We start from the raw sequence: 26768 nt of genomic DNA on the forward strand, positions 1-26768 counted from the left end.
TCGGCCAGTAGCGGCGCGATACCCGCGGCAAAGGCCTTGAGCCAGTCGCGCGAGGGGTGGTTGCGGCTGTCGGGGCTGCGGGCATGGCACCCGCCGCGGTGCAGCGTGGTGTTCTCGCCGTCCATCTTTTCAGTGATCACCAGATCGTCGCAGATCAGCCCCTCGAGCGAGGTCATGATCTTGTCATCGCTGCTGGCGCCGGGCGAGATCGGCAAATGAAAGGTGCGGCCATATTTCTTCGTCATGCGGCGAGAGTATCCGGATGCCACGAGGGCGGAAAGAGGCCTCAGAACGGCGCGAGCGTGGCAAGGAACCCCGGTTCGGGGGTGCATTCGCTTCCCGTGCGCTCGGTCAGCCAGTCGGGATGGGGTCGCGGGGTGAAGTAGACGGTGCGGGTGGTGTAAAGCGGGAGCCCGCGCAAGTCTGCCCAGCTTTGAAGCGCGCCCTGCTCCCCGTGGCGCGCGATGAAATAGGGATGGCCCGCCGCAATTTGCAGCACCGAAACCGCGGCGGCGGGGACCGTCGCGAGCGCCCAAAGGACCATGAGCGTCGGAAAGGTCATCAGCAAGGCCGCGCACGACGGCAAGGGTCCGCATCAGGCCCTAGAGGAAGGCAAGGGCCGACCCGCCATCGATCATCGCGGCAACCGCCGCGGCGATGAAGCCGGGACGCGCGGCCCGTGCAACAAAGACAGCGGCGTCAGATCGGCATAGCCCGCGGCGATCAGCCCGGCCATGGGAAGGAGGATCCATCCCGTTCGGGGCGGCAGGGGAGTGGTCACAGCAGCGTGAGCCCGGCAAAGGCGGTTGCGCCGCACAGCGTCCAAAGATCGAAGGCAAGCATCGGATAGAGGGCGAAAATCGGCCAAGCTGGCACGAAGCGGGGCGCGGCTCCCTCGGCGGCGATCAGGCGGCGGATGCGCAAGCCGCACCAGAGCCCGACCGCCGCGGGCAGGATGAGAAGCATCTGTCGATTGAACGCCATGAAGGCCGCCATCGCCGGGAAGATCAGGAAGAAATGCGGGATCAGGCGGCGGAGCTCCGCCTCGGCGATGCGTCCGAACCGACGATAAAGCGGCGGAAATCCGATCCAGAGTTGCAGAGTAAGGATCAGAAAAGCCATCCCGAAGATCAGGGCTGTCCCGAACATTGCGCAACTTCCTCTCGGTTGTGGGTATTGAGTCCTTTCATGCCCCGCGCCAAGGGGCAATGCGGCTGATGCGGTCGCGGAAAGGCTTGGCCCCGGGTATCGGCTTGCCACGTCGCGGCAGACGGCCCCTTGACTGTGTCGCGGGTCTTTCCGGGGCTGTCATCGGGGCGTTATGTGCGGCGCTTCATTAAAATCGCACCTGCGTGGAACTCTATCCCGGTTGAGTACCGTGGGCGCGCGCAACCGCTCTGCACGACATCTGCACCTCCTGCACGCAGCACCTGCACACGCGCCGACGCAAGATCCCGCAAACAGGTTGCGGAGCCAGATCATGACACAGCCCCTTCTTATTCCCGGATTGCCCCGGTCGCTTGCGCGTGACGGCTGGTGGCTCGATGCGCCGGTCGCCGGCCCGCCCGATGTGCCGCCGGGCGAGGCCCGGGCCACCCGAGGCCCGCATTGGGCCGGGCTGGCGGGTTTGGTCGCGCTGGCGGATCTGTTGTTCTGGCATCACGCCCCCGGCCTGTCGCTGGCACTCTTTGCTTTTGCGATCCTTGGCGTGGCCGCAGCCGGATGCGGTCGGCTGTCGGCGCGGCCTTTGGTGCTGCTTGTGCTTGCCGCGGCGCCGGTGGTCGAGCATCTGCAGGCGCTTTCGTTCGCCTGTCTCGGCCTTGGGCTGGCGGGGTCACTGGTCTGGTTGCGCCGCCCCGAGGCCGGAACGACCGAGATGCTGGCCTTGGCGGCAGCCTTTCTGCGCCACCTGCCCGGGCATTGGCTGGCGCCGCTCCTGCCACGCGCAGGCGTGTTGGCGCGCATCACCCGCCCCTCCCGCGCCAGCCAGAGCGCGCGCAAGGCGCTGCGCGACTGGGCCTTCCCGTTGGCCGGAAGCCTTGTGTTTCTGGGGCTCTTGATGCAGGCGAACCCGGTGCTGACACAGATGCTGGCGCTTGACCTCGACCTTTGGTCGGCGCTTTCGCGCGCGGCGTTCTGGGGCGCGGCGGCCCTGTTTGTCGCCCCCCTGCTGTCCCCCGAGCTGCCCGCCCCCGTGCCGCTCTCGCCCATCGCCTTGCCCGGGGCCGCCCGCCTTGGCCTCAACCCGCGCTCGGTGCTGCGCGCGCTTGTCCTTTTCAACGCGCTGATCGCGCTGCAATCGGTCACCGACCTGTCGATCCTCGTCTTTGGCGCCGCCCTGCCCGAGGGGATGAGCCTCGCCGAATACGCCCATCGCGGCGCCTATCCGCTTTTGGCGACGGCCCTTCTGGCGGGGGCGTTCGCGCTGGCGGCGCAGCCGTTCCTGCATGAACATCGCGCGATCCGGCCACTACTGCTGCTGTGGCTGGGGCAAAACATGGTGCTCTGCGGCGCGGCGATGCTGCGACTGGAGCATTACATCGACACCTTCGGGCTGACCTATCTGCGGCTTTACGCCCAGATCTGGATGGGCCTTGTGGCGATCGGGCTTGGCCTTGTCGCGGTGCAGACCCTGCGCGGGCGCAATGCCGCATGGCTTTTGACACGCTGTGCGGCGCTTGGCCTTGGCACACTCTATCTCTGCGCCTTCGTCAATTTCGCGCAGATCATTGCGGCGCAGAACCTGGCCCGGGCCAACCCCGATACCGACTATATCTGTTCGCTCGGGCCGATGGCACATGGCGCGCTTCTGGATGCCGCGCGGGCGAACCCCGGGCTGCGCATCGAGTCCCGCCCCTGCGCCATCTGGGTCCCGCCCCAAACCCCCGGCTGGCGGGAATGGGGGGTCCGTTCCTGGCGCGTCGCCCGCTACAGTGCCGCCATGACCACACCGGAGCGGACCGAATGAAGATCCTGATCGTCGATGACGATCCGCGCCTGCGCGATCTGGTGCGGATCGCGCTCGAACGGGCGGGTTTTGCCACCCTGACCGCCGCCGAGGGCGCCAGCGCGCTGATCCATGCCCGGCGCGAGGCCCCCGATCTGATCGTGCTCGACATCGGCCTGCCGGAGCTGGACGGGTTCGAGGTCTGTCGTCGTATCCGCGCCACATCCGACGTGCCGATCCTGTTTCTGACCGCGCGCGACGACGAGATCGACCGCATCGTCGGGCTGGAACTGGGCGCGGACGACTATGTGACGAAACCCTTCAGCCCACGCGAACTGGTGGCGCGGGTGCGCGCGATCCTCAAGCGCGCGGGGCGCGGCGCGGCCAGCCCGGAAACGCTTGCCCATGGCAAGATCGCGCTCGATCTGCGGGCGCGGGTCTGCCGGGTGGCGGGGGCGGATCTGGCGCTGACCGCGACCGAATTCGACATCCCTGCGCGGCTTCTGGCCGAGCCGGACCGGCTCGTCCCGCGGCCCGCGCCGATCGCGGCGCTTTGGGGGGCGCAAAGCGCGGTCTCGGACCGCACCTTCGACAGCCACCTGCGCAACCTGCGCCGCAAACTCTCCGAGGCGGGCTGCGAAAGTGCCATCGAGACGGTCCATGGGCAGGGCATGCGGCTTGGGGCCTGCACATGACCCGGCGCTGGCGGCCGTCGCTCGCCTTCGTGCTGGGCGGTGCGCTGGCGGGGACGCTGGCACTGTCCTTCATCGGGCTGGTGGCGCTGCGCTATCTGGGGCCAATCCTCGGCTTCAAAGTGGCGGCGGCGGGTCTGGGGTTGACGATCACCGCCGCGACGGCGGGGCTGGGCTGGCTGCTCTTGCGGCTGCTGCTGCGCCCGATCCGCGCGCTCGAAGCCTATGCACGGGCGCAGGAAAGCGGTGCCGATGCTCCCCCTCCGCGCCATTTCGGCACGCGCGAAACCGCGGCGACAGCGGTGCGTGTGATCGCCATGGCCGAGGCGGCGCGGGACCGCGAGGCGACGATCCGCGCCTTTACCGACCATGTCACGCATGAGCTGAAACCCCCCGTCGCGGCGATCCGGGCGGCGGCGGAACTCATGCAGGACGGCGGCGCCCTGACGCCCGAAGATGCCCGGTTGCTCGGCGAGATCGACGGCGCCAGAGTGCAGATCGAGGCGCAACTGACCGCGCTGCGCCGCGCCGCGCAGGCCCGCGAGCTGCGCCATCTGGGCCAATCGCGGCTGGCCGATCTGCTTCCAACGTTGCGGGTCGATTTCCCGGCGCTGCAGATCACGGCCTCGGGCGACACCCTGACCCTGCCGATCGCCGCTGCGGGACTGCAGATCGTGCTGGCGCAGCTGCTGCGCAATGCCGCCGAACATGGGGCTGGGCGGGTGCAGCTCGAAGCCGCCCTGACACCGGAGGGCGTGTCGCTCGACATCACCGACGATGGCTGCGGCATCTCGAAGGGGAACGAGGCGCGGGTGTTCGAGCCTTTTTTCACCACGCGGCGGGCGTCGGGCGGTACCGGCATGGGCCTTGCGGTCGTGCGCAACCTTTTGTCTGCACATCGCGCCGGGATCACGCTCTGCACCGGTCAACCCACCCGGTTCCGCATTCTCTTTGGCGGAGCCGCAACCTATTGAGGCCGGATTGCACCGCGATCAGCGCGGAGGTTCTCTCAGGGCTGTGCAATCCTCTCGCTGCGGCATGTTCGAGCGATCGCTTCGGCGGCCTGCGCCGGAAGAGTCGACTGTCGCCTGACGGCCGAGGCTGTGTCAAAACTCGGTGGCATGCTATGCTTTCTCGGTAGCGGGAGATCAGCATGGCGGGGTTCATCGAGGGGGTTCAGCGCAGCCAGACGGTGCTTTTCCCCGAGCGCCTGGAAGACTGGATCGGTGAGGATGATCTTGTTCGCGTCGTCGATTTGTTCGTCGATGAGCTCGATCTGTCTGCCCTCGGCTTTGAGCGCGCGACCTCTGCGCGCACTGGCCGAACGGGATACCATCCCGCCGTTTTGCTGAAGCTGTTCATCTATGGTTATGTGAACCGGATCCCGTCGAGCCGCCGGCTGGAACGGGAAGCAGGGCGCAATGTCGAGGTGATGTGGCTGACCGGCAGGCTGGCGCAAGATCACGAGACCATCGCCGAATTCCGCCGCACGAATGGCCGCGCGATCCGCGGGACCTGCGCGCAGTTCGTGGAGCTTTGCCGCCGGATCGGGGTGCTCAAGGGCGATTGCGTTGCCATCGACGGCAGCAAGTTCAAGGCGGTGAACAACCGTGACGGGAGCTTCACGAAGAACAAGATCGCCAACCGCCTCGCCCATCTGGAGGCCGATGTTGAACGTTATATCAACGAGATGGTCCGCATCGACCGGTAGGAAGACGGCGAGGCCCGGGCCGACAAGGGCTATTTCGGCGGCCCCGAGATTCTCGCCTGCCATAAGGCGGGCATCACCACGACCGTGCCGCGACCGGCCACCTCGGGCAATACGGCCAAAGGCATGTATGTGAAGGCCGATTTCGCCTACGATCCGGAATGCGATGTCTATGTCTGCCCGGCCGGTGAAGACCTGATCTATCGCACCATCACCGAGGAGCGCGGTGTTCAGGTCCGGCGATACTGGAACAACGAATGCCAGACCTGCCCGCTGTGAAACCGTTGCACCACAGGCACGGAACGCCGCATCACCCGATGGGAGCATGCGCATCTGATCGACGCGATGCGAGAAAGGCTGAGCCGGGACACCGATCCGATGACCCTTCGCCGCTGCACCGTCGAACACCCCTTCGACACGATCAAGGGCTGGATGGGCACACGCATTTTCTGACCCGCGGGCTGAAGAATGTCCGCACCGAGATGGCCCTGAACGTCATGGCCTACAACATCAAGCGGGTGATCTCCCTGATCGGCATCCGGCGCCTGATGCGGGACATTCCGGCATGATCAGGGCTCACCCGCCCCACTTCCGGCGCAGCACTGTCTCCGGCGAGGCCTATCTGGCAGCCACCCGCACGAAAAGAAGATCTGACGCCGCCATGCCGAGAAGCACGGAAAATCGCCGCCATGCAGGCCCTGCTTCCGAGTTTTGACACAGCCGCGGCCGGGTACGTCACCGACCTCCATTCCAGGGAGCGCCGCGATCTTTCGTGCCCTCGGCTTCACGTCTTTCCAGTGCTCGTGTTTGGGCAAAGACGTTGCGCGCCGGGCGGCCTCTACAATCGTTACGGGCCGGTAGTCCCAGACATCGACCCCGAGGTTGAGACTGTTGACGCTGCCTTGCCAGTGTCCGTGAACGTGCCCGAACAGGTGCAGCGCGCCTTTCCTCGCGTTGTTCCACGTCATCATCGGGTACTGGCAGGGCGTGACCGGCAGGGGCGTAGCCGGGTCCGCCACTTCGGCGAGCAGCGACACGCTGTCCCACGGCAGCGCCTGCGTCAGCGGGTCGTCAGGATTGCCGGTGATCAGGTACCGTCGCGCGCCCGGCAGTTGAGCGAAGAGCGCGAGCAGCCAGTCAGGATCCTTGGCCTTCGGGTCGAAGGCGAAATCGCCGATGATCCCGAGATCATCTTCGGGCCCGGCCTTCTGCCAGAGCGCCTCGATCAGCGCGGCGTCCATATGCGTGGTGTCGCGGAACGGGCGCCGGGCGTTGGCATGATGCTCTCATGCCCGAAATGGGGGGGCGGCGGTGTCCAAGAGGGTCATTGGGTGCTGCTCGTGCGAAGGTCAGGAGACTTTAGCAGGGAATACTGCACGGGAGAACATATGCCTGCCGGAGAACAATCCTCGGCTAAATTTTTCGTCTAAATACCGTCCAATGGACAAAAGATCTGTCACAGTGGACCTGTCAGGTGTCACCTGACAGGGAGAGTGATGGTGAGCCGTGCAGGATTCGAACCTGCGACCCGCTGATTAAAAGTCAGCTGCTCTACCAACTGAGCTAACGGCCCATCACTGGAGCGGCTCTCTAAAGGGGTGCGTCGGGGGGGTCAAGGGCGAAAGCGCGAAAAAATCGCGCCACTGGAAAAAAGCTGGGCAGGGGTGTAGAGGGCGGCATGGACCACGCGCCCCTCTCCCCGGCCAACCTGCGCTTTCTCAAGATGCACGGTCTTGGCAACGATTTTGTGATTATCGACGCCCGCAGGGGCGAAAACCCCGTTACGCCTGCGCTCGCGCAGGCGTTGGGCGACCGCCACCGTGGCGTGGGCTTTGATCAGTTGGCGGTGATTTTGCCGGCGGAGGATGCGGATTTCACGCTGGAATTCTGGAATTCGGATGGCTCGAAGGCCGGCGCCTGCGGCAATGCCACGCGCTGCGTGTCAGACCTGATGATGCGCGATCTGGGCCGGGAGGCGGTGACGCTTTTCACCGAACGCGGTCAGCTTTCGGCCTGCCGCCGCGCCGATGGTCTGGTTTCGGTCAATATGGGCGCCCCGATTCTCGACGCGAAAGCGATTCCCGTTCTGGCGGACCCGATGGCGCTGCCGCGCGCAGGCGCGCCGGTCGCGGTGGGCATGGGCAATCCGCATTGCATCTATTTTGTCGAAGACGCCGAGGCGGTCGATGTGGCCGGGCTTGGCCCGCAGATCGAGCATGACCCGCTCTTTCCCGCGCGCACCAATGTGGAATTTGCCGCGCTCGTCGCGCCCGATCATCTGCGGATGCGGGTCTGGGAGCGGGGCGCGGGCATCACGCTTGCCTGCGGCTCGGGCACTTGTGCGACCGCCGTGGCGGCGCATCTGAAAGGCCTCACGGGGCGGCATGTGATCGTTGATGTTGATGGCGGGCGGCTTGAGATTGACTGGCGCGAGGATGGCGTCTGGATGACCGGACCGACGGCGATGGTGTTCGAGGCCACGCTCTCGCCCGCCTTTCTGGCCAGCCTATGAAACCGCCCGTTTTTGCCACGCTCGGCTGCCGCCTCAACGCCTATGAGACGGAAGCGATGAAGGAACTGGCCGCCGCCGCCGGGCTCGAGGGCGCGGTGGTGGTCAACACCTGCGCCGTCACCGCCGAGGCGGTGCGCAAGGCTAAGCAGGAGATTCGCAAGCTCGCGCGCGAGAACCCGCAGGCGCCGATCATCGTCACCGGTTGCGCCGCGCAAACCGAGCCCGAGACCTTTGCCGCGATGGCCGAGGTGACGCGCGTGATCGGCAATCACGAGAAGATGCAACCCGAGACATGGGCGGCACTCGCGCCCAAGGGTGCCGATTTCATCGGCGAGACCGAGCGGGTGATGGTCGACGACATCCTCTCGGTAAAGGAAACCGCGGGGCATCTGATTGACGGCTTTGGCCGCCACCGCGCCTATGTGCAGGTGCAAAACGGCTGCGATCATCGCTGCACCTTCTGCATCATCCCCTATGGGCGCGGCAATTCCCGCTCCGTTCCCGCGGGTGTTGTGGTGGAGCAGATCAAGCGGCTCGTGGGCAAGGGCTTTGCCGAGGTGGTGCTGACCGGCGTCGATCTCACCTCATGGGGGGCAGACCTGCCGGGCGCGCCACGGCTCGGCGACCTTGTGATGCGGATCCTCAGGCTTGTGCCGGATCTCGCGCGGCTCAGGATCTCCTCGATCGACAGCATCGAGGCGGATGAAAACCTGATGCTCGCCATTGCCACGGAGCCGCGGCTGATGCCGCATCTGCATCTGAGCCTGCAGCATGGCGATGACATGATCCTGAAACGGATGAAGCGGCGCCACCTGCGCGACGATGCGATCCGGTTTTGCGAAGAGGCGCGGCGGCTGCGCCCGGGCATCGTTTTTGGCGCCGACATCATCGCCGGGTTCCCGACCGAGACCGAGGAGATGTTCGAAAATTCGCTCAAGCTCGTGGAAGACTGCGGCCTCACCTTCCTGCATGTCTTCCCGTTCTCGGCGCGCAAGGGCACGCCTGCGGCGCGCATGCCCCGCGTGGCCGGACCCGCCATCAAGGAGCGCGCAGCGCGGCTGCGGGCGGCGGGGGAGGCGGCCCTCCTGCGCCATCTGGAGGCCGAGGTCGGGCAGGAGCGTCAGGTGCTGACCGAAGGGCCGCGCCTTGGCCGCACCGAGTATTTTACCGAGGTGAGCTTTGATCGCGACATGCCCGAGGGCACCGTGATGGCGCTGCGGCTGAGCGGCCACGACGGCGTCCGGCTGAAAGCCTAGGCGCCCGTTTCCACGCAATGCCGCCGGAAGGCGCGCTTGAGCAGATCAAGCTCGGCACGCAAAAGCTCGATTTCCGCGCGCAGGTCATGTTCCAGCGCGGCGCCGGTGACGATGCTGAAATGCCCCACCGTCTCGCCGCCCGCGCTCAGCACGAACGTCTGCACCCCGTCCGACAGAAGCTCTGCCGGGATCGGCAGCCGGAGCTTCCATTTCCCCTCTTCGAGCGCCTCGACCGAAAGCCCTTCGAGCGTGGTTTCGAGATGCAGCACTTCGAAATCGGGCGCATCCTTGCCTGTCCAGATACCTTCCCATTGCCCGGCGCGAATGCGCGACAGTTCCAGCATGGTTCCCCCTCAGATCTCGGCGCGCGGATACCGCGCGAAAGTCAGATCCTGCGCGCAAATCTGGTTCATCTGCGGCCCTTCGAAGATAATGTCGACCCAGGCTTTCTCGACCCGCTTCTCGTTGATCTTGGTATAAGCGAGGTCGAATTCGACAAAGTTCCCGCCGCCGTCGAGCGGCAATTCACGCACCAGCTGCTCGGTGTTTGGGCCGTGTTTTACGTTCAAGCGAAAGAAGATCTCCAGCGGCCGCTCCAGCGTGACCGTAAGCCCGATCCGCAGCAGGTGGTTGCGGCGCAGGCCCCGCACGGCCGGATCGGGCAGATCGAGCACGAGCGAGAGAAACGAGCCGTCGAAACGGAACACATCCATCCGCAGCCCGAAAGGCGCGCGATGGCTTGCGCTCTGATTGCGGATCTGGCGCAGCGTCAGCTCGCTCATCTTGCCGTCATGAAACAGCGTGATCTCTCGCCCCAGCATCGTGCGCGACGGGGCGGCGGCGATCCCCGGCGGGAAGATGGGGCCGCGCCAGAGCTCGGGGCGCCAGGCCCAGTCGCAGCCAAGCGGCCGCTCGATGCCATCGCCCCCGCCGATAGGCGCAGTCAACCGCTCGTCGGCAGTAAACAGAACACGATCGATCTCGCGGCGCATCGCCTGCGCATCGGCGCGCAACTGGCGCAGCTGCGCCCGGTCGAGCCCCGGCGCCAACCGCGCCGCGCGCGCCCAGCGCGCCAGCATCCGGCCCTGCACCAGCCGGTCGAGAAAGGAATTGGATTTGCCGCTCATTCGGTCCCTGCGCCCTCGGTGTGATCCAGGCGAGCATCAATCAGATCGTTGTTTTCTGGCACGCCGGGCGATGGAATTGAAGCGCCAATCGCCTGAAACGGGGCGCGGGGCCCGCTTTGCAACCTGCGCGCGAAAGGGCTCAGTTCGCAGCGCGGATGCTCTCCTCGAAAGCCTGCAACAACGCGAGCTGGGTCGCATCGTCGATTCTGCTGCCCGAAAGCGGCATCACCGAAAGCGCGGTCACATGGCCCGAAAGCCCGGTGATCGCGCGCCAGTAGACCGGTTCAACCGGCGCGTTTTGCGGTGCGGAATGATCGGCGATCTTGAGCAGCAGCGCCTGCGCGCCCCGCTGCGTCTCGATGATCTCCAGATCCTCGGCAAGCCCCGAGCGCGCCATCGCCGCACGCCCTGCCGCCGAGCGGAAAAAGCGCTCGTAACGCCCCAGCGCACGCGCCACCGGTTCCCGGCTTGCGGGTCCGATCGTGGCGCTGAGAAGTGCGCGGTGGTGCGGCTGGCGCGCCTGCGGATCCTGCGCGATGGCGGCGCAATTGCCCCAGAGCACGAAAGCGGCCTCGGGCCCGTCCAGACGCGAAGCGGCATCGACACAATAGCCCTCCGGGGCGGCAAGGGTCAGGTTGCCGTCAAATACCAGAGCATTTGAGCTGATGCGCGGGGGCGGTTGGAAGACAGCCGGAACCGGCAGTGCCATCGTGCAGCCCGAAACCCCCATCGCCAGAGCCAGAATCCATCCGTGACGCATCGCCCCTCCCTGCACCCGAGCCTCTCCTAACAATCCCGTTACCATGCTCGCAAGCGCCGATCCGTGACGGCGCAGGGTTTTCGCTTTCATCTTGTGGGGCGCTCCCCCGCGCGGCATGGTGCGCGCAAACGGAGGGCGCATGATCTATCTGGGCATCGATGGCGGCGGCAGCGGCTGCCGTGCGGTTCTGGCCGATGCCGCAGGCGCGGTGCTGGCGCGCGCCGAGAGCGGGCCCGCCAATATCGCCTCAGATTTTGACACTGCCGCGGCCCGGCTCGATGCGCTTGCGCGCGAGGTTATCGGGGCGCGCCCGATGGCAGAGGTGCGCGCGGTTCTGGGTGTGGCCGGGGCAAACCTCTCTGGCGCGGGGCCGCGGCTCGCCGCGATGCTGCCGTTCCGCGCGAAGGTCGTGCAGGACATCGCCACTTCGCTGCGCGGGGCGCTGGGCGCGGACGACGGCATCGTGGCCGCGATCGGCACCGGCTCGGTCTTCGCGCGGCAACGGGCGGGGGAGATGCGCGTGATCGGCGGCTGGGGGTTCCGGCTTGGCGACGAGGCCTCGGGCGCCTGGATGGGGCGGCTCATGCTCAACCGCATCACGCGGATGATCGACGGTTACGCCCCGCTCACGCCCCTGGCGAAGGCGGTGCTCGCCGATCTCGGCGGTGGGCCGGGGCTCGTGTCCTTCACGCTCACGAAAACGCCGGGCGATCATGCCCGGCTTGTCTACCGCATGGCCGCCGCGCTTGAGGATCCGCTCTCGCAGGAGGTTCTGGCCGAGACCCGGGGCGAGCTGCGCCGCGCCATTGGCGTTTTGCAATGCGATCCGCCGCTTCCCGTGGTCTGGCAGGGCGGGCTGGGCGCCACGCTCGCGCTTGACGACTGGCCGCGGCAGGAGCCCCAAGGCACTGCGCTCGATGGCGCGCTCGCAATGGCGCAGGATGCGGCGACATGGGCCGAATGATCCTTTCGGGCGCGCGGCTCTTTGACGGGGCGCAGTTCCTCGACAACCACGCCCTCGTGCTCTCGGACGGCCAGATCGCCGCGATTGTGCCCGAGGCGGAGGCGCCGATGGGGCAGGGGCTGCGGCTTGCCGGTGGCCTTCTCGCGCCGGGGCTTGTCGATCTGCAGGTGAATGGCGGCGGTGGCGTGATGCTGGGCGGTGATGATCCGCTTGCAGAGATTGCCACGATCTGCGCCGCCCATGCCGCGCTTGGCACCACTTCGGTGCTGCCGACGTTGATCACCACCTCGGCTGCCACCACGCGGCAGGTGCTGGCGGCGGGCGTGGCGGCGGTGGGCCGGGTGCCGGGCTTTCTGGGTCTCCATCTTGAAGGGCCGCATCTCGACCCGCGACGCCCGGGCTGCCATCCGCCCCGGCATATCCGGCCGATGGCGGAGGAAGACCTGCTCACGCTGTGCGAGGCGCGCGCGGGCCTGCCCGCGTTGATGGTGACGCTCGCGCCCGCTTCCGTAAGCCTTGAACAGATCGCCCGGCTGAACGAGGCCGGGGTGATCGTCTTCCTTGGCCATGCCGAGTGCAGCCTTGCCGAGGCCGCGGCGGCCGCGCGCGCGGGGGCGCGGGGCGTGACCCATCTCTTCAACGCGATGAGCCCGCTTGGCTCGCGCGAACCGGGCCTTGTGGGCGCGGCGCTCTCGCTCCCCTTGGCAGCGGGGCTGATTGCCGATGGTATCCATGTTGCGCCCGAGACGGCGGCACTGGCGCTGAGGCTGGCGGGGGAACGGATCTTTCTCGTTACCGATGCAATGGCGGCTGCGGGCACGGATTTGTGCGAATTCAACTTAGCCGGGCAGCGCATTCTGCGCCGCGCGGGTGCGTTGCGCACCGAGACCGGCACGCTTGCGGGCGCGGACCTGACCCTGCCGCAAGCGATTCGTTTTTGCATCGAACGGCTCGGAGTGGCGCCCGATCAGGCGCTGGCCATGGCGACATCGCGCCCCGCGCAGCTGATCGGCGCGCCGGTCGGGCGGCTCGCGCCCGGCCTTGCCGCCGATCTTGTGCATTTGACCGAGGCGGGCGGCCTTGCCCGGGTCTGGCAAGGCGGGGTGGAGCTTCAGGCAAAATCGGCCAGCGCATAGCCCTGAATGTAAAGCAGCGCCGTCAGATCGCCGTGGTTGATGCGGATGTCGCATTGCGCGGCGACCGACGGTTTGGCGTGCAGCGCAACGCCCGCGCCGGCAAGATGCAGCATGCCAAGGTCATTGGCACCATCCCCCACCGCCATCACCTGATCGCCCGAAAGGCCGAGCTTCGCGGTGATGTCATGGAAGGCCTGCACCTTCGCCTCGCGGCCCAGAATCGGGCGCACCGGAATGCCGGTGAGCTTGCCATCTGCGATGCCGAGCACATTGGCACGGTTTTCATCAAAGCCGAGCGTTTCGGCGACATAGCCGGTGAAGGCCGTGAACCCCCCCGAGACAAGCGCACAATAAGCGCCCTGCGCCTTCATCGTGCGCAGGAGGTCATGCCCGCCCGGCATGAAGGTGATGCGCTCTTCGATCACCCGCCCAATCACATCGGCCGAGAGCCCGGTGAGAAGGCCCAGCCGCTCGGTCAACGCGCCCTCGAAGTCAAGTTCGCCGTTCATTGCCCGTGCCGTGATCGCGCTCACCTGCGCGCCTACCCCCGCCACATCGGCCAGCTCATCGATGCATTCCTGCTGGATCATCGTGCTGTCCATATCGGCCAGAAGCATCTTCTTGCGGCGTCCCTCGGCGGGCTGCACCACGAGATCGAGGCCGATTGCCTGCAGGTCTTCCCAGACCTGCCAGCGGTTGTCCGGCACCGCTTCAAGGGTAAATTCCGCCGCGATGGCGGGCGCGAGCCAGCGCCAGTCGCTGCCCCCCCAGGCATTGCGCAGCGACTCGACCGCGCTGAGGGTCAGATTGGCGGCTTTCGGGTCGGCAAGCAGGGTGGCAATGAACATGGCGTTTCCGGGGCTGTTTCCGATAGTGGAGAAGGGTGTCGCTTTTCGTGTCCGATGCGACGCTTTAGCCGCATTTTCCGTATTGTGCCAGTGCGGCGAAATCTGTACGAGCGACGGCGGGACACCCCTCCCCAACGAGGGGCGTTTATCTGGAAGGATAGCACAAATGGCACTGACTGCTCCGGCCACGCGGCCGGCGAACGCGCGTTTTTCTTCGGGCCCCTGCACGAAGATCCCCGGTTTCTCCCTCGATATGCTTGCTGATGCGCCGCTCGGTCGGTCGCACCGCGCCGCGATTGGCAAAGCCAAGCTGAAAGAGGCGATTGACCTCACCCGTGACATTCTGGGCGTGCCTGCGGATTACCGCATCGGCATCGTCCCCGCCTCGGATACCGGCGCCGTCGAGATGGCGCTCTGGTCGATCCTCGGCGCCCGCAAGGTCACCATGTGCGCCTGGGAAAGCTTCGGCTCGGGCTGGGTGACCGATGTGGTCAAGCAACTCAAACTCGACGCCGAAGTGAAAGAGGCGGGCTACGGCGATATCGTCGATTTCACTACCGTCGATTTCACCACCGATGTCGTTTTCACCTGGAACGGCACCACCTCGGGCGTGCGCGTGCCGAATGGCGATGCGATCCCGGCCACCCGCGAAGGCCTGACGATCTGCGACGCCACCTCGGCGGCGTTTGCCATGGACCTGCCGTGGGACAAGCTCGATGTCACCACATTCTCCTGGCAGAAAGTGCTCGGTGGTGAGGGCGGTCATGGTGTGCTGATCCTCTCGCCTCGCGCGGTCGAGCGGCTGGAAAGCTATGCCCCCGCCTGGCCGCTGCCGAAGATCTTCCGCCTGACCTCGAAGGGCAAGCTGATCGAAGGCATCTTCGTGGGCGAGACCATCAACACCCCCTCGATGCTCTGCGTTGAAGATTATCTTGTGGCGTTGAAATGGGCGCAAACGATTGGCGGGCTCAAGGGCCTGATCGACCGCGCTGCCGCCAACGCCAAGGTGGTCTGGGATTTCTGCGCCGCCAATGACTGGATCGCCAACCTCGCCAATGACCCGGCGACGGCCTCGACGACCAGCGTTTGCGTGAAGTTCACCGATCCGCGCATCAAGGACGGGGCGGCTTTTGCCAAGGGCGTGGCAAAACGGCTGGAAAAAGAAGGTGTTGCGCTTGATGTCGGCGCTTACCGCGATGCGCCCGCCGGTCTGCGGATCTGGTGCGGCTCGACGGTTGAAACCGCCGATGTCGAGGCGCTGATGCCTTGGATCGCCTACGCCTTTGAGGCGGAAATCGCGGCGCAAGCCTGATTTGTGAACAGGATGGGCGCAGCCGGCGCCCATCCCTTCCCACAATCTCGAAATTTCAGGAGCCCCAGAAATGGCCCCCAAGGTTCTCATCTCCGACGAACTCTCTGACGCCGCCGTGCAGATTTTCCGTGATCGCGGCATCGACGTCGACTTCCAGCCGAAACTCGGCAAGGACAAGGACAAGCTCGCCGAGATCATCGGCAATTATGACGGGCTGGCGATCCGCTCGGCCACCAAGGTGACCGCCGCGCTGCTCGAAAAGGCGACCAATCTCAAAGTCGTTGGCCGCGCCGGGATCGGTGTTGATAACGTCGACCGCGAAGCCGCCTCGAAAAAAGGCGTGATCGTGATGAACACGCCTTTCGGCAACATGATCACCACCGCCGAACATGCGATTGCGATGATGTTCGCCGTGGCGCGCCAGATCCCCGAGGCCTCCGCCTCGACCCATGCCGGCAAATGGGAAAAATCGAAGTTCATGGGCGTTGAGCTGACCGCCAAGACCCTTGGCGTGATCGGCGCGGGCAACATCGGCGGGATCGTCTGCGACCGCGCCAAGGGCCTGAAGATGAAAGTGATCGCCTATGATCCCTTCCTCTCGGATGAGAAGGCCGAGAAGATGGGCGTGGAAAAGGTCGAGCTGGAAGAGCTGCTCAAGCGCGCCGATTTCATCACGCTCCATGTGCCGCTGACCGACAGCACCCGCAACATCCTGAGCCGCGAGGCGCTCGCTAAAACCAAGCCCGGCGTTCGCATCATCAACTGCGCGCGCGGCGGCCTTGTGGATGAGGAAGCGCTGGCCGAGATGCTGAAATCGGGCCATGTCGCGGGCGCCGCCTTCGACGTGTTCTCTGTCGAGCCCGCCACCGAAAACCCGCTCTTCAACCTGCCCAATGTGGTCTGCACCCCGCACCTTGGCGCCTCCACCTCGGAAGCGCAGGAAAACGTGGCGCTGCAGGTGGCCGAGCAGATGGCGAACTACCTGCTGGATGGCGCGGTCGAAAACGCGCTCAACATGCCCTCGATGACCGCCGACGAGGCGAAAGTCATGGGCCCCTGGGTGAAGCTCGCCGAATACCTCGGCGCCTTCATCGGCCAGATGACCGACGAGCCGATCAAGGCGATCAACATCACCTATGACGGCACCGCCTCGGCGATGAACCTCAAGGCGCTCGATTGCGCCGTGGTCGCGGGCATCATGAGCCGCGCCAACCCGGATGTGAACATGGTCTCGGCCCCGGTGATCGCGAAAGAACGCGGCATCCAGATCTCGACCACGACGCAAGACAAGTCGGGCGTGTTCGACGGCTACATCAAGGTGACCGTGGTGACCGACCTGCGCGAGCGCTCGATTGCTGGCACCTGCTTCTCGGATGGCAAGCCGCGCTTCATCCAGATCAAGGGCATCACCGTCGATGCGGAAGTGGGCAACCATATGCTCTACACCACCAACAAGGACGTTCCCGGCATCATCGGCACGCTCGGCACGCTTCTGGGCAAGCACAAGGCGAACGTGGCGAACTTTACCCTCGGCCGGTCGCAGGCGGGCGGCGAGGCCATCGCCATCGCCTATCTTGACGAGCCGCTTGGTGCCGAAGTGGTGGCCGAACTTGAAGCCACGGGCCTTTTCCAGCAAGTGAAGCCCTTGGAATTCAGCATCCATTGATCTAGATCAGGGAGAGTTATCGAGGCCCTCCGCGACCGCGGGGGGCTTTTTCATTGGAGTGACCATGCAGACCTACGCAATAGGCGACATTCACGGCCAATATGACCTGATGATCCGCGCTTTCGAGTTGATTTCCGAAGATCGGGCGCGCGACGGCAGCGCCGACACCCCGGTGGTCGTGCTGGGAGATCTGTGCGACCGGGGGCCGAAATCGGCTCAGGTCATCGCCTATCTTTACGAAGCCCAGAAGCGCGGCGAAAACATTGTCGTGATCAAGGGCAACCATGACCGGATGTTTGCCACGTTTCTCATCGATCCTTTCGCACGCGATCCGCGGTTGCGCGCCGAGCTCACCTGGCTGCATCCGCGCCTTGGCGGGCCGAAGACGCTCGAGAGTTACGGGCTGCGCGAGCCCGGCACCCGCCCGGTCAATCAGGTGCATGCCGAGGCGCTCGAGGCCGTGCCGCTCGCCCATCGCAACTGGCATGCTGCGCTCCCGCTCTATTATCGCCGCGATGAGGCGCTCTTTGTCCATGCGGGGATCGCGCCGGGCGTGCCGCTTGAAGACCAGAGCGAGGACGATCTGCTGTGGATCCGGTCTTCGTTTCTCACCGATCCGCGCGATCACGGCATGCTGATCGTGCATGGGCATACTGCGCTCGATGTGCCAACCCATTACGGCAACCGGCTCAACCTCGACAGTTCCGCGGGCTATGGCGGACCGGTGACCGCTGCGGTGATCGAGGGGCGCGATGCCTGGCTTCTGACCCCCGAGGGGCGCAAGAAAATGGAGCCGCAATTGCAGGCGGAGACAACCTCTTAATCCTTTGCGCCGATCCTGCCGCAAACGGGCGACTCTGAGGAGGCCGGAATGCGGATTTATGCGGAACCGAAACTGACGGCGGGCTGGGTGATCAGCTCCGCGACCGATCCTCATCCGCTGCGGATGGTCTGGCTCTGGCAGATGTGAGGGCGCCGTCCTCGGCGATGACGTGTCGTCACGGCGCAGGCCGGGGCCTTCTCGTGCCCTGATGTCGCGGCTAACCTTCCCGCATTCAGGGGAGGAACTCATGACCGGCATCGTCATCCTTGCGGGCGCGCGCACCGCGATTGGCAGCTTCGGCGGCAGTCTTGCGGGATTTGCACCGATCGATCTGGCGACCATCGTCGCGAAAGCGGCGCTGGCACGTGCCGCGGTTGCGCCCGAGCAAATCGAGCAGGTGGTGTTCGGCCACATCCTCAACACCGAGCCGCGCGACCTTTATCTCGGGCGCATGGCGGCTGTTGGAGCTGGCGTGCCGGTGGGCACGCCCGCGATGAACGTGAACCGGCTTTGCGGCTCGGGGGTGCAGGCCGTGGTCTCTGCCGCGCAGGCGCTCATGCTCGGCGAGGGCGATTTCGCGCTGGCGGGCGGGGCGGAGGTGATGAGCCGCACGCCCTATATTTTGCAGACCGCGCGTTTCGGCCAGAAGATGGGGGACACGAAGGCGCTCGACATGATGACGGGCGCGCTCACCTGCCCCTTCGGCACCGGACATATGGGGGTGACGGCAGAAAACGTCGCGGCGGAATATGGCATCACGCGCGCCGCGCAGGATGCTTTCGCTCTGCAAAGCCAGACCCGGGCCGCGACGGCGCTCGCCGCAGGCGCCTTTTCCGAAGAGATCGTTCCGGTCGAGAGCGTCTCGCGCAGGGGCACCGTGATCTTTGACACCGACGAGCATCCGAAGGAGACTTCGGCCGAGAAGCTCGCCGCGCTGAAGCCTGCCTTCATCAAGGAGGGCACGGTGACCGCGGGCAATGCGAGCGGCATCAACGATGGCGCCGCGGCGCTCATTCTCGCGCGGGAGGCGGCGGCGATTGCGACCGGGGTGAAGCCTCTGGCGCGGATCCTCGGCTGGGCGGTGGCCGGGGTGCGCCCGGAGGTGATGGGGCTCGGGCCGATCCCGGCGGTGCGCAAGCTTTGTGAAAAGACCGGCTTGAAGATCTCGGATTTCGACGTGATCGAGAGCAACGAGGCCTTTGCCGCGCAGGCCCTTGCGGTCAGCCAAGACCTTGGTCTCGATCCGGCGAAAGTAAACCCCGATGGTGGCGCGATTGCGCTGGGGCATCCGGTTGGGGCAACGGGGGCGATCCTGACGGTGAAGATCCTGCACCGGATGCAGCGGACCGGCGAAAAGCGCGGCCTTGTCACCATGTGCATCGGCGGCGGACAGGGGATCGCACTCGCGCTCGAACGGCTCTGATCAGGGCCGCAGCACCACCCGGCGGTGCGCCGCGCGCCCTCGCGCATCGAGCACGGTCAGGGTTACATAGCCGGGGCCGGTGAGGTTCAGAACTGTCTCGCGACTCGAAGTGCCAAAAAGAACCGGCACCCCGTTCGCAAGCCAGGTGAAAGGCGGTGCACCACTGCGCAGCTTCACCACCAGCCCTTCGCCCGCGGTCTCGATTTCGGCGCCCTCGGGCGGAAAGGTAACTTCGGGCGCACCGATGACGGTATCGGCAAAGGCGGCATCGCGCGGGCGGAAGCGTTGCAACGGCTGCGGCAGGCGCGCATTGGGCAGGATCAGCGTGGCGGGCGGTGGCGCGGGGAGGGGCACGCGGTCCGCCCCGATCCGGTCGAAGAGTTCGAAGAGCACCGGCGCGGCCAGTTCCCCGCCAAAGGCGCCGGGTACCGGCGTGCCATCGGCCCGGCCCATCCAGACGCCCGCCACATGCCGCCCGTCATAGCCCAGGGCGAGCGCGTCGCGGTGGCCATAGGAGGTGCCGGTCTTGTAGGCGATGCGGTTCGGTGCGGCCCCGGGCGGTGGCGGGATATGCACGAGGATATCCCCCACCTGCCAGGCCGCAACGGCACCAAAGAGCTGCCCGCTGGCTGGACCGGCCTTCCCCGCCTCCGCCGAAAGCGTAACCGGGCGGCCAAGCCGTGCGAGCCCGGCATAGGCCTGCACCAGATCTTCGAGGCTGATGCCGAGCCCGCCAAGGCTCACCGCAAGGCCCGGCGGGGCATTTGAGGGCAAGATTGGTTTTGCGCCTGCGCGCCGCAGCGTCGAAAGCAGCCGTTCGGGCCCCAAGGCCTCGGTCAGGCTGACGACGGGGATGTTGAGCGAGAGCGTGAGCGCCCGCCGCACCGTTACCGTGCCGCGAAAGCTGCGGTCGAAATTCTGTGGTCGCCAGGGGCCGAAAGCGACGGGGCGATCCTCGATCAGGGTTTCGGGATGGGCGAGGCCATCGTCGAACGCCAGTGCATAGACGAAGGGTTTGAGCGTCGAGCCGGGGGAGCGCGGCGCCTGCGTCAGGTCGAGGAAGCCTGCGCGGTGTGTATCGGTCCATTCCGCGCCACCGACCTCGGCGAGGATCTCTCCGCTCTGGTGGTCGGCCAGCACCATCGCCACCGAAACCTGCCCGCCTTGCCCCGCGATCGCGCGGCGGGCAAGCGTTTCCGCGGCGCGTTGCAGGCGCGGGTCGATCACCGTCTCGATCCGTGTGCCCGGGGGCGTGCTCGCAAACAGCCGCTCGGTCAGATGTGGCGCCAGCGCGGGGAAGTCTCGCCGCCGGGTCGGAATCGGTTCGGCTTTTGCGGCGGCGACGGTATCGGCCTGCAGAATGCCCGCCCGCATGAGGCGGTCCAGCACCCGGTCGCGCGCCGCTTTTGCCTCCTTCGGGTTGCGGTCCGGCCGACGCCGTTCGGGAGATTGCGGCAGCGCGATCAGGAGCGCCGCCTCGGCGGGCGTGAGCCGGCGCGGCTCCTTGCCGAAATAAGCGAGCGCCGCCGCCCGCACCCCCTCCAGATTGCCGCCGAAGGGCGCGAGGCGCAGGTAAAGATCAAGGATCTGATCCTTCGTCAGTTTTCGCTCGAGCGCCAGCGCCAGTCGCGCCTGTCGCGCCTTACCCGGAAGCGTGCCGGTCGGGCCGTCTTCCAGAAGCCGCGCCACCTGCATGCTCAGCGTCGAGGCCCCAGAGACGATGTGGCGATGCCAGAGCATCTGCCCCGCGGCCCGCAGCACGGCCAGCGGATCGACCCCGGCGTGCTGCCGGTACCGGCCATCCTCGAAGGCGATCAGCGCTTGCAGATAAGCCGCGTCGACGGGCCCGGGGGCCAGCCGCCAGCGCCCGTCAGCCACCGGGAAGGCGCGCAAAAGCGTGCCGTCGCGCGCCAGAACCTCGCTGCCGACCGGCACGGTGAGGGGCGGCAGTTCGGTGGCCGCCACCCAACTGTCAAAGCCGTCGCGCGCGCCCGCCGCCAGCGCGAGGCCGAGCGCGGCGGCGAATAAAAGCCGCGGTCTCACTCGATCTCGACCGTCCCGCTGGCACCATGGGCGCGCAATGCCGGGCGATACATATCTTCTACCGAGGCGGCGGGATGCGCGAATTTCCCGGGGCTGACCGCGCGCACGATATAGGCAAGGCGGAAGGCCTCTTTCGATTGCCAGTCGACCGCGGCGCGGAATTCCTCCTGCCGGAATTCGGTCATCCGCGGTTCGTCGAGCACGTCAAGCCAGTCGAGCGCCGCCACATCTCCGCCGCGGATCAGGTTCGGGTTGTCGATCTCGAAGCCCGCGGGCAGCGGGTCGGAGACCATCAGCCGCCCTTCCTGACGCCCCTGCGGCGTCACCTCGAGCACGGTCACAAGGCGCGTGCCCTGTGCCACCTGCGCCACGTCCACCGGCTTGCCCTCAAGCGTGTAATAGCGCCGGTTGATGGCCCAGCCCTTGCCGCCTGCGGGCTCCGCCACCTCGGGCACACCGACCGTGGTGAGCGTCAGCGTGGCGGGCTTCGCGCCGGAATTGCCGATCACGAGCGCGCGCCCGGCCGTCTCGGCGTCGATCACCTTCACAAGCGGGCCGGTCACTGGCGCGCCATCCACCGTCAGCCCTTCCATCCCGGGCCGGTCGATCAGCGCATGGGCGGCCAGAAGCGTCCAGCTTGCCTCCTGCGTCGAGAGCGGCACCTGACCAAGACGGCCCGTCACCGAGGCGCCGACCGTCTCCATGTTCACCGCCTGCGAGCCCGCCTCGGAGGCCAGCGCAAGCACGGCGGCGCTGTCGCGCAGGGTCGTACCGTAATCGTCGCGCCAGAGCGGTTTTTCGGTCGTCGCCTCGCGGATCAGCCGCGCGGCACGGGCAAACATCGCATCGGCCCGGGTCTGGTCTCCATAGGAGGCGAGCGCCGCTCCAAGCTGTGCCGCAGCGAGAGGCGTGGCGAAATCGTCGCCCTTCACATCGGCATAATAGCGCAGATCTCCCACCGCCGCGGCGCCTTCGCGCGCCAGCACCATCAGCTGATAGGCAAGAACCTTGCCGCCGCCATTCGATGTCGTGTCGAAATCGGGCGCGTAATTCACCTGATTGCGCAGGTTGTCGAGCGCGTTGCGGAAAGCGGCATCGGGCACCTGATAGCCCTCCTTGCGCGCCCGGCTGAGGAAATCGGTGACATAGGCATCGAGCCAGCCGTCGCCCGATTCAGGTTGCCAGAGCCCAAATGCGCCGCTCGCATCCTGGTTCGTCAGCACCTTGCGGATCGCGGTGTCGATCCGGTTCCCCAGATCGGCGGGGGAGGCGAGGCCCATCGTCTCGGCCACCGAACTGAGGTAGAGGAGCGGCATCGCTTTCGAGGTGATCTGCTCGGTGCAGCCATAGGGATAGCGGTCGAGCGCGGCAAGAAGGGCGGGTGTATCGAATTGCGCGAGCGGCCCGGCCGCCAGCGTGGCACTGGCCGAGCCCGGCAGGAAGCCCGCAAAGACATTGGCGTCGAACGTGAATGTGTCGCCTGCTGCCAGATCGAAGCGCGATTGCCGCGCCACTTCGGGGCTCAGGTTCTCCACCGCCACTTTCAGCGTTTTCTCAAGCAGCCGCCCGTCGGGCGTGGTCAGCGCCACCCGCACCTCCTGCCCCCCTTCCGCCAGCGGCGCGGTAAAGGGGACAGAGACTTCGGCCTTGCCGAGATCGGCGAGATCGACCCCCGATGGTGTCGCGCCAAGCGTCAGCCCCGCCGAGGTGACATCGAGCCCCATCCGGCCCGAGGGCCCGGTGGCATGCACGATTTCCAGAAGCAGCCGCGAGCTGTCTCCCGGTGCGAGGAAGCGCGGCAGCGAGGCTGTCACCACCACCGGGTCGCGCACCAGCACATCGGCGCTCGCCTGCCCGACCCCGGTTTTTGACCAGACCACCGCGGAGAGCCGCACCGTGCCGTTGAAGGCGGGCATGTCGAAGCGCGTGTGGATCACGCCGTTCTCATCCGCCGTCAGCGCGCCGGAGAAATACGCGACGAGCTCTTCGGTGGGCGGCGGCGCCTGCATCGACATCTGCGGCGCGCCATCGCCGCCCGAGCGGATCACCCCCGCCTCGCCCGCGCGCCCGTCGATCAGCCGGCCGTAGATGTCGCGCAGGCCCACGCCGAGCCGGCGCTGACCAAAGTAATGCGCCTGCGGATCGGGCGCCTGAAAGGCGGTGAGGTTCAGGATGCCGAGATCGACCGCGGCAATCGTGGCATGCACCGTCTCGCCGGGTGCGACGCCATCGACCTTGAGCGCCACCGGCAGGGCCGCGCGCGGGTCGGAGGCAGCGGGCACGTCAAAACGGGCGAGAAGCGCATGCGCGCCGGGATCGACCTTGGCATAGGCAAGCCCCAGCGCGCGGTTGGGCGCGCGGTCGGGCGCGGCATCGGCCAGCGGACGCAACACCGAGGCGGTGACATAGGCGCCCGCGCCCCACTCCTCGGTGACCGGCAGCGCAATGCGGTTTTCGCCCGCCGCCACATCGACCGCCTTGAGCGCGATCAGCCGGTTCGAGAGCACCGAGACGAGCGCCACGCCCTTGGTAGGCGCGACAACGCGCAGTTGCGCCGTGTCGCCCGCAGCATAGGCGGGCTTGTCGAGCGAGAGCTGAAGCCGGTCGGGGCTGGCCAGAACATCGGCAGGCGCATACCAACCCGCGTCGAAACCGTAGCTCGCCACCACCTGATCCGCGCCATTCTTGAGCACGATCTCATAGGCGCCCCAGTCGACTTTGGCCACGACCGCGAGCGGTTCACGCGTGCCCGTCGTGCCAGTGCCCTCGGCGATGCGGGTGCGCCGGGTCATCGGTTCCCAGTTCCAGTAACCGTCCATCGCATACCATTGATAGCGCGTCTCGACACGGTTCACGACCCAGCGCAGCGGCATTGCCACCGGCTTAAGGCCCGCATCGAGGGCCACGATCTCGAACCGCGCCTCTGCGCCTTCGGGGAGCGTGTCATCGGCAAAGAGCGGCTTGAGGCCGACCACCGGTTCGGGCGGCATCACCAGCCGCGAGATCGACCGTTCCACCGGCCGCCCCGAGCCTTCGCGCACCCGCAGCGCGAAGGTGGCCTGCAGGGGCCGCCCCTGTTCGAAGCCATCCTCGGGGATCTGCGCCCAGATCTCGGCATGGCCGCTGTCATCCGTTTCGGCGGAGTCGATCGTGCCCCATGTCGTGCCTGTGGTCTCATCATGGCGGCCGAAGCGATAGCCCTCGAAGCCCGGCAGATCCGCCGCCGCCGTCATCGTCAGATCGCCTTCGATGGCAAGCCCGGCGCCCGGCGCACCAAAGAGATAGCGCGCATCGAGCCCGATTTGCGGCATCGCGCCGCCGGCGAGAATCCCCGCGGGCAGGCTCAGCTCAAAGTCGATCCGTTCGGGCAGGAAATCCTCGACGAGGATCTTGGTCGAGGCGAGCGGCGCGGCCTTCGGATCGGCAAAGATATCGAGCCGCCAGGTGCCGCGCGGGGCTTGCGCGCCGATCGGCAGCGCTGCGGTCTCGCCGCCATCGCCCGCGTCTGTGGCAAGGATTCGGGAATATTCCACCCCATCGGGGCGCATCAGTACGGCAGTGAGCGGCAGACCCGGGAGCGCTTTCGCGCTGGCATCGCGGGCGAGAGCGGTGGCGTGCACCGTCTCGCCGACACGGTAGGCGCCGCGGTCGGTGGTGAGGAACACGTCGATCGCAGGCGCGGGCGGCAGGCCCGCCACGCCTCGGTCGGAAAGGTCGAATTCGGAATCCATCAGCGACAGGAAGGCAAGGTCATCGCCGCGCCGCACCGAGACGAGGCCCGGCGCGGCATTGCCCGCCCCGGCCGCCAGAGCCGCATCGAAATGCGCCAGGCCATCGGCATCGGTCGTCACCGTGGCGATCACACGGTTGGCCTTCGAAACAAGCTCCACCTCGGCGCCCGCCACGGCCGCCGCATCGGAGAGGCCGCGCACCGCGACGGTCAGCCCGTCCGTGCCGGAAAAGCTCGTCATGCCGAGATCGGAGATCGCGACCCATTGGGCGGCGGGGGGCGTTTCCCATTCATCGGCGCCGGGGACCGCGGCCACCAGCACATAAACCCCCGCGCCCAGAGGGCCGGTCACTTCCTGCACCGGCAGGCGCGTTGTGACATCGCGGTTCAGTTCGCGTTTCACGTCCGCGGTGCCGTGCCAGATCTCCTCCGCCATCGTCTCGGCGAGGGAGCCGAGGCTCCAGCTGTCGAGCGCGCTGGCGAAATCACCGTTGCGCATCGTCTCGATCAGGTTGCGATCGGAGACGCGCAGGATTTTGAGATCGAGCGTTTCAAGGTTGACGCTCTCGACGGGAACGCCATTGTCGGCGCCGCGCGGCAGGATATAGGCCCGTCCCGGGAAGCTGACCGAAGGCGCGCGGTCGCGCACATAGGCGGTGATCTTGGTGTCCTTGGCAAGCGTGTCGCCCGCGCCATCGGGCAGGCCCTTGCGGAAAGTCAGCGCATAGCGCGCGCCATGGGTGAGCCCGCCGATGCAGATCTGGTTACCTTCCGCCTCGACGGTGAGACCGGGCGCTGGCAATTGCACGAAGCTGGTATAATCAACCCCGCTTTTCGCCAGATCTTCGTTGAAATGGGCGCAGATGCGCGGGCTCGCGCTATCGGCCTCGACAGTATGCTCCGCGATGCGGAAGCCGTATTTGCCCTCCGCATCGTTCAACGCATCGGCGATGTCGGCACGCGGCGAGAGCGTCGTGGCAAGCCGCAGCGCGCCAAGCATCTCGCGCGTGCGCTCCGTTTTCTCGAGCAGTTGCGCCATCACGAACAGCGCCTGCGCCTGCGCGGCGGGCGTAGTCGCGCGCAGATAGCCGTTCACCGCCGCCGAGGCACTTCGCGCGAGCGCGGAGGCGTTGTGTTCCTCACGCCCCTGCGCGGCGTAATCGGTCCACAGATCGGCGGCATCGGTCAGAACGATCAGCGCTCCGGTCAGCGCCCGCATCCGCACCGTGTCGCCCGCCGTGCGCGCTGCGGCAAGCGCGCCTTGCAGCTCTGCCTCGGAGACGAAATTCGTCATGTGGCGCCGCCCCATCTCGGCGGCCAGAGCGGTGGCCTCGGCAAGCGCCCCCGCGCGCAGGAAGCCGAGCTCTGCCGCGCGCCGCTCGGCGCGCGCCTCGGCGCCCTTCGCGGCCATGAGCACCACCCCCGAGAACGCGCCCTGATAGGGGGTCATGCCGCTGACATCGGCCTTCGGAAAGCAGGAATTGTTGCGGGCATTGAAGGTGATGGCCTCACAGCCCGGATCTTGCAGGCAGGCCGCCTCGCAAGCTTCCAGCGTGGTGTCGAAGATCTGCGCGAGGTCACGCCCTGCAAGATCCATTCCTTCGGCGACAGAGAGCCGCTTCGGCGGCACCAGCAGGGCGCTTTCGGCCAAGACAGGCAGCGCTGTAAGAAACGAAAACGACAGTGCCAGGAAGGCTTTGGGCAAATGCATGGCGACCTCCGATCGGTTCGGGCGAATGCTCTCACCCTTCGGTGCGCGGTTCAACGACGAAGCATGCGCCAGCGCGTGTTAACCGCAAATTCACTGGAATCTGGGAGCGT

21 protein-coding genes, 1 tRNA gene and 1 pseudogene are annotated in these 26768 nt (G+C 66.7%); 12 read left to right on the plus strand and 11 right to left on the minus strand.

The window, feature by feature from the left end; translation table 11 throughout:
- The 3 genes from CRO22_RS13525 to CRO22_RS13535 form a co-directional block, all read right to left on the minus strand.
- A partial coding sequence (locus CRO22_RS13525; protein WP_176518648.1) for an RNA ligase family protein occupies positions 1-245 on the minus strand: 245 nt, incomplete at its 3' end.
- Between the two features lie 41 nt (positions 246-286).
- Entirely contained in the window at positions 287-562 is a 276-nt protein-coding gene (locus tag CRO22_RS13530) for a hypothetical protein (RefSeq protein WP_141399449.1), read from the minus strand.
- Between the two features lie 215 nt (positions 563-777).
- Positions 778-1149 carry a hypothetical protein gene (locus tag CRO22_RS13535; RefSeq protein WP_097070701.1) on the minus strand — a complete coding sequence of 124 codons (372 nt, stop codon included), beginning with the start codon at positions 1147-1149 and terminating at the stop codon, positions 778-780.
- 331 nt (positions 1150-1480) lie between these two features.
- On the opposite strand from CRO22_RS13535, the gene CRO22_RS13540 reads away from it, so the two are divergent.
- The 4 genes and pseudogenes from CRO22_RS13540 (at position 1481) to CRO22_RS13555 (ending at position 5916) form a co-directional block, all read left to right on the plus strand.
- Positions 1481-2968 (plus strand): DUF4153 domain-containing protein, encoded by a 1488-nt coding sequence (locus tag CRO22_RS13540; RefSeq protein WP_102024758.1) that lies wholly within the window; start codon positions 1481-1483, stop codon positions 2966-2968.
- Positions 2965-3642 (plus strand): response regulator transcription factor, encoded by a 678-nt coding sequence (locus CRO22_RS13545; RefSeq protein WP_097070703.1) that lies wholly within the window; start codon positions 2965-2967, stop codon positions 3640-3642. Before CRO22_RS13540 ends, CRO22_RS13545 begins: the two co-directional genes overlap by 4 nt.
- Positions 3639-4613 (plus strand): sensor histidine kinase, encoded by a 975-nt coding sequence (locus tag CRO22_RS13550; protein WP_097070704.1) that lies wholly within the window; start codon positions 3639-3641, stop codon positions 4611-4613. Before CRO22_RS13545 ends, CRO22_RS13550 begins: the two co-directional genes overlap by 4 nt.
- A 179-nt stretch (positions 4614-4792) precedes the next feature.
- Positions 4793-5916 (plus strand): annotated as a pseudogene (locus CRO22_RS13555) (transposase).
- Here CRO22_RS13555 and CRO22_RS13560 read toward each other — a convergent pair.
- Both CRO22_RS13560 and CRO22_RS13565 read right to left on the minus strand, forming a co-directional pair.
- Positions 5917-6588, minus strand: a complete 672-nt coding sequence (locus tag CRO22_RS13560) for a hypothetical protein (protein ID WP_176518649.1) — start codon at positions 6586-6588, stop codon at positions 5917-5919.
- 256 nt (positions 6589-6844) lie between these two features.
- A tRNA-Lys gene (locus CRO22_RS13565) sits at positions 6845-6920 on the minus strand.
- A gap of 105 nt (positions 6921-7025) precedes the next feature.
- Between CRO22_RS13565 and dapF the strand changes: the two genes are divergently transcribed.
- Positions 7026-7859, plus strand: coding sequence for a diaminopimelate epimerase (dapF, locus tag CRO22_RS13570; RefSeq protein WP_097070705.1), 834 nt, complete (start codon positions 7026-7028; stop codon positions 7857-7859).
- Positions 7856-9115 (plus strand): tRNA (N(6)-L-threonylcarbamoyladenosine(37)-C(2))-methylthiotransferase MtaB, encoded by a 1260-nt coding sequence (gene mtaB, locus CRO22_RS13575; protein ID WP_097070706.1) that lies wholly within the window; start codon positions 7856-7858, stop codon positions 9113-9115. Before dapF ends, mtaB begins: the two co-directional genes overlap by 4 nt.
- On the opposite strand, the gene CRO22_RS13580 is transcribed toward mtaB, so the two are convergent.
- The 3 genes from CRO22_RS13580 to CRO22_RS13590 form a co-directional block, all read right to left on the minus strand.
- A complete protein-coding gene (locus tag CRO22_RS13580) occupies positions 9112-9459 on the minus strand; it encodes a hypothetical protein (protein WP_097070707.1) in 348 nt (115 codons plus the stop codon). The two genes, mtaB and CRO22_RS13580, sit on opposite strands and share 4 nt — an antisense overlap.
- A 9-nt stretch (positions 9460-9468) precedes the next feature.
- Entirely contained in the window at positions 9469-10242 is a 774-nt protein-coding gene (locus tag CRO22_RS13585; RefSeq protein ID WP_097070708.1) for a DUF6478 family protein, read from the minus strand.
- 139 nt (positions 10243-10381) lie between these two features.
- Complete coding sequence (locus tag CRO22_RS13590) at positions 10382-11002, minus strand: hypothetical protein (protein ID WP_097070709.1); 621 nt, start codon at positions 11000-11002, stop codon at positions 10382-10384.
- A gap of 139 nt (positions 11003-11141) precedes the next feature.
- Here CRO22_RS13590 and CRO22_RS13595 point away from each other — a divergent pair, with 139 nt between their 5' ends.
- Positions 11142-11966 carry a BadF/BadG/BcrA/BcrD ATPase family protein gene (locus tag CRO22_RS13595; RefSeq protein ID WP_097070710.1) on the plus strand — a complete coding sequence of 275 codons (825 nt, stop codon included), beginning with the start codon at positions 11142-11144 and terminating at the stop codon, positions 11964-11966.
- Positions 11954-13102: an N-acetylglucosamine-6-phosphate deacetylase gene (nagA, locus tag CRO22_RS13600; RefSeq protein ID WP_097070711.1), complete on the plus strand. Its 1149-nt coding sequence runs from the start codon at positions 11954-11956 to the stop codon at positions 13100-13102. Before CRO22_RS13595 ends, nagA begins: the two co-directional genes overlap by 13 nt.
- Here the strand turns inward: nagA and serB are convergent.
- The gene (gene serB / locus CRO22_RS13605) at positions 13078-13950 is read right to left on the minus strand and encodes a phosphoserine phosphatase SerB (RefSeq protein ID WP_097070712.1); all 873 of its coding nucleotides are present in this window, start codon (positions 13948-13950) and stop codon (positions 13078-13080) included. The two genes, nagA and serB, sit on opposite strands and share 25 nt — an antisense overlap.
- 166 nt (positions 13951-14116) lie before the next feature.
- Between serB and CRO22_RS13610 the strand changes: the two genes are divergently transcribed.
- The 4 genes from CRO22_RS13610 to bktB all read left to right on the plus strand — a co-directional run bounded on the left by CRO22_RS13610 (position 14117) and on the right by bktB (position 19174).
- Positions 14117-15262, plus strand: coding sequence for a phosphoserine transaminase (locus tag CRO22_RS13610; RefSeq protein ID WP_097070713.1), 1146 nt, complete (start codon positions 14117-14119; stop codon positions 15260-15262).
- Between the two features lie 70 nt (positions 15263-15332).
- Complete coding sequence (gene serA, locus CRO22_RS13615) at positions 15333-16928, plus strand: phosphoglycerate dehydrogenase (RefSeq protein WP_097070714.1); 1596 nt, start codon at positions 15333-15335, stop codon at positions 16926-16928.
- A 64-nt stretch (positions 16929-16992) separates the two neighbouring features.
- Positions 16993-17751, plus strand: a complete 759-nt coding sequence (locus CRO22_RS13620; RefSeq protein WP_097070715.1) for a metallophosphoesterase family protein — start codon at positions 16993-16995, stop codon at positions 17749-17751.
- Positions 17752-17998: 247 nt separating this feature from the next.
- Positions 17999-19174: a beta-ketothiolase BktB gene (gene bktB / locus CRO22_RS13625; protein WP_097070716.1), complete on the plus strand. Its 1176-nt coding sequence runs from the start codon at positions 17999-18001 to the stop codon at positions 19172-19174.
- Here the strand turns inward: bktB and pbpC are convergent, their stop codons facing one another.
- Positions 19175-21217 carry a penicillin-binding protein 1C gene (pbpC, locus tag CRO22_RS13630; protein ID WP_097070717.1) on the minus strand — a complete coding sequence of 681 codons (2043 nt, stop codon included), beginning with the start codon at positions 21215-21217 and terminating at the stop codon, positions 19175-19177.
- The gene (locus CRO22_RS13635) at positions 21214-26658 is read right to left on the minus strand and encodes an alpha-2-macroglobulin family protein (protein WP_097070718.1); all 5445 of its coding nucleotides are present in this window, start codon (positions 26656-26658) and stop codon (positions 21214-21216) included. The genes pbpC and CRO22_RS13635 overlap by 4 nt, the downstream gene beginning before the upstream one ends.
- Positions 26659-26768: the final 110 nt, after the last annotated feature.

The organism is Rhodobacter maris, from assembly GCF_900217815.1.
Taxonomy (GTDB): Bacteria; Pseudomonadota; Alphaproteobacteria; order Rhodobacterales; family Rhodobacteraceae; genus Rhodobacter; species Rhodobacter maris.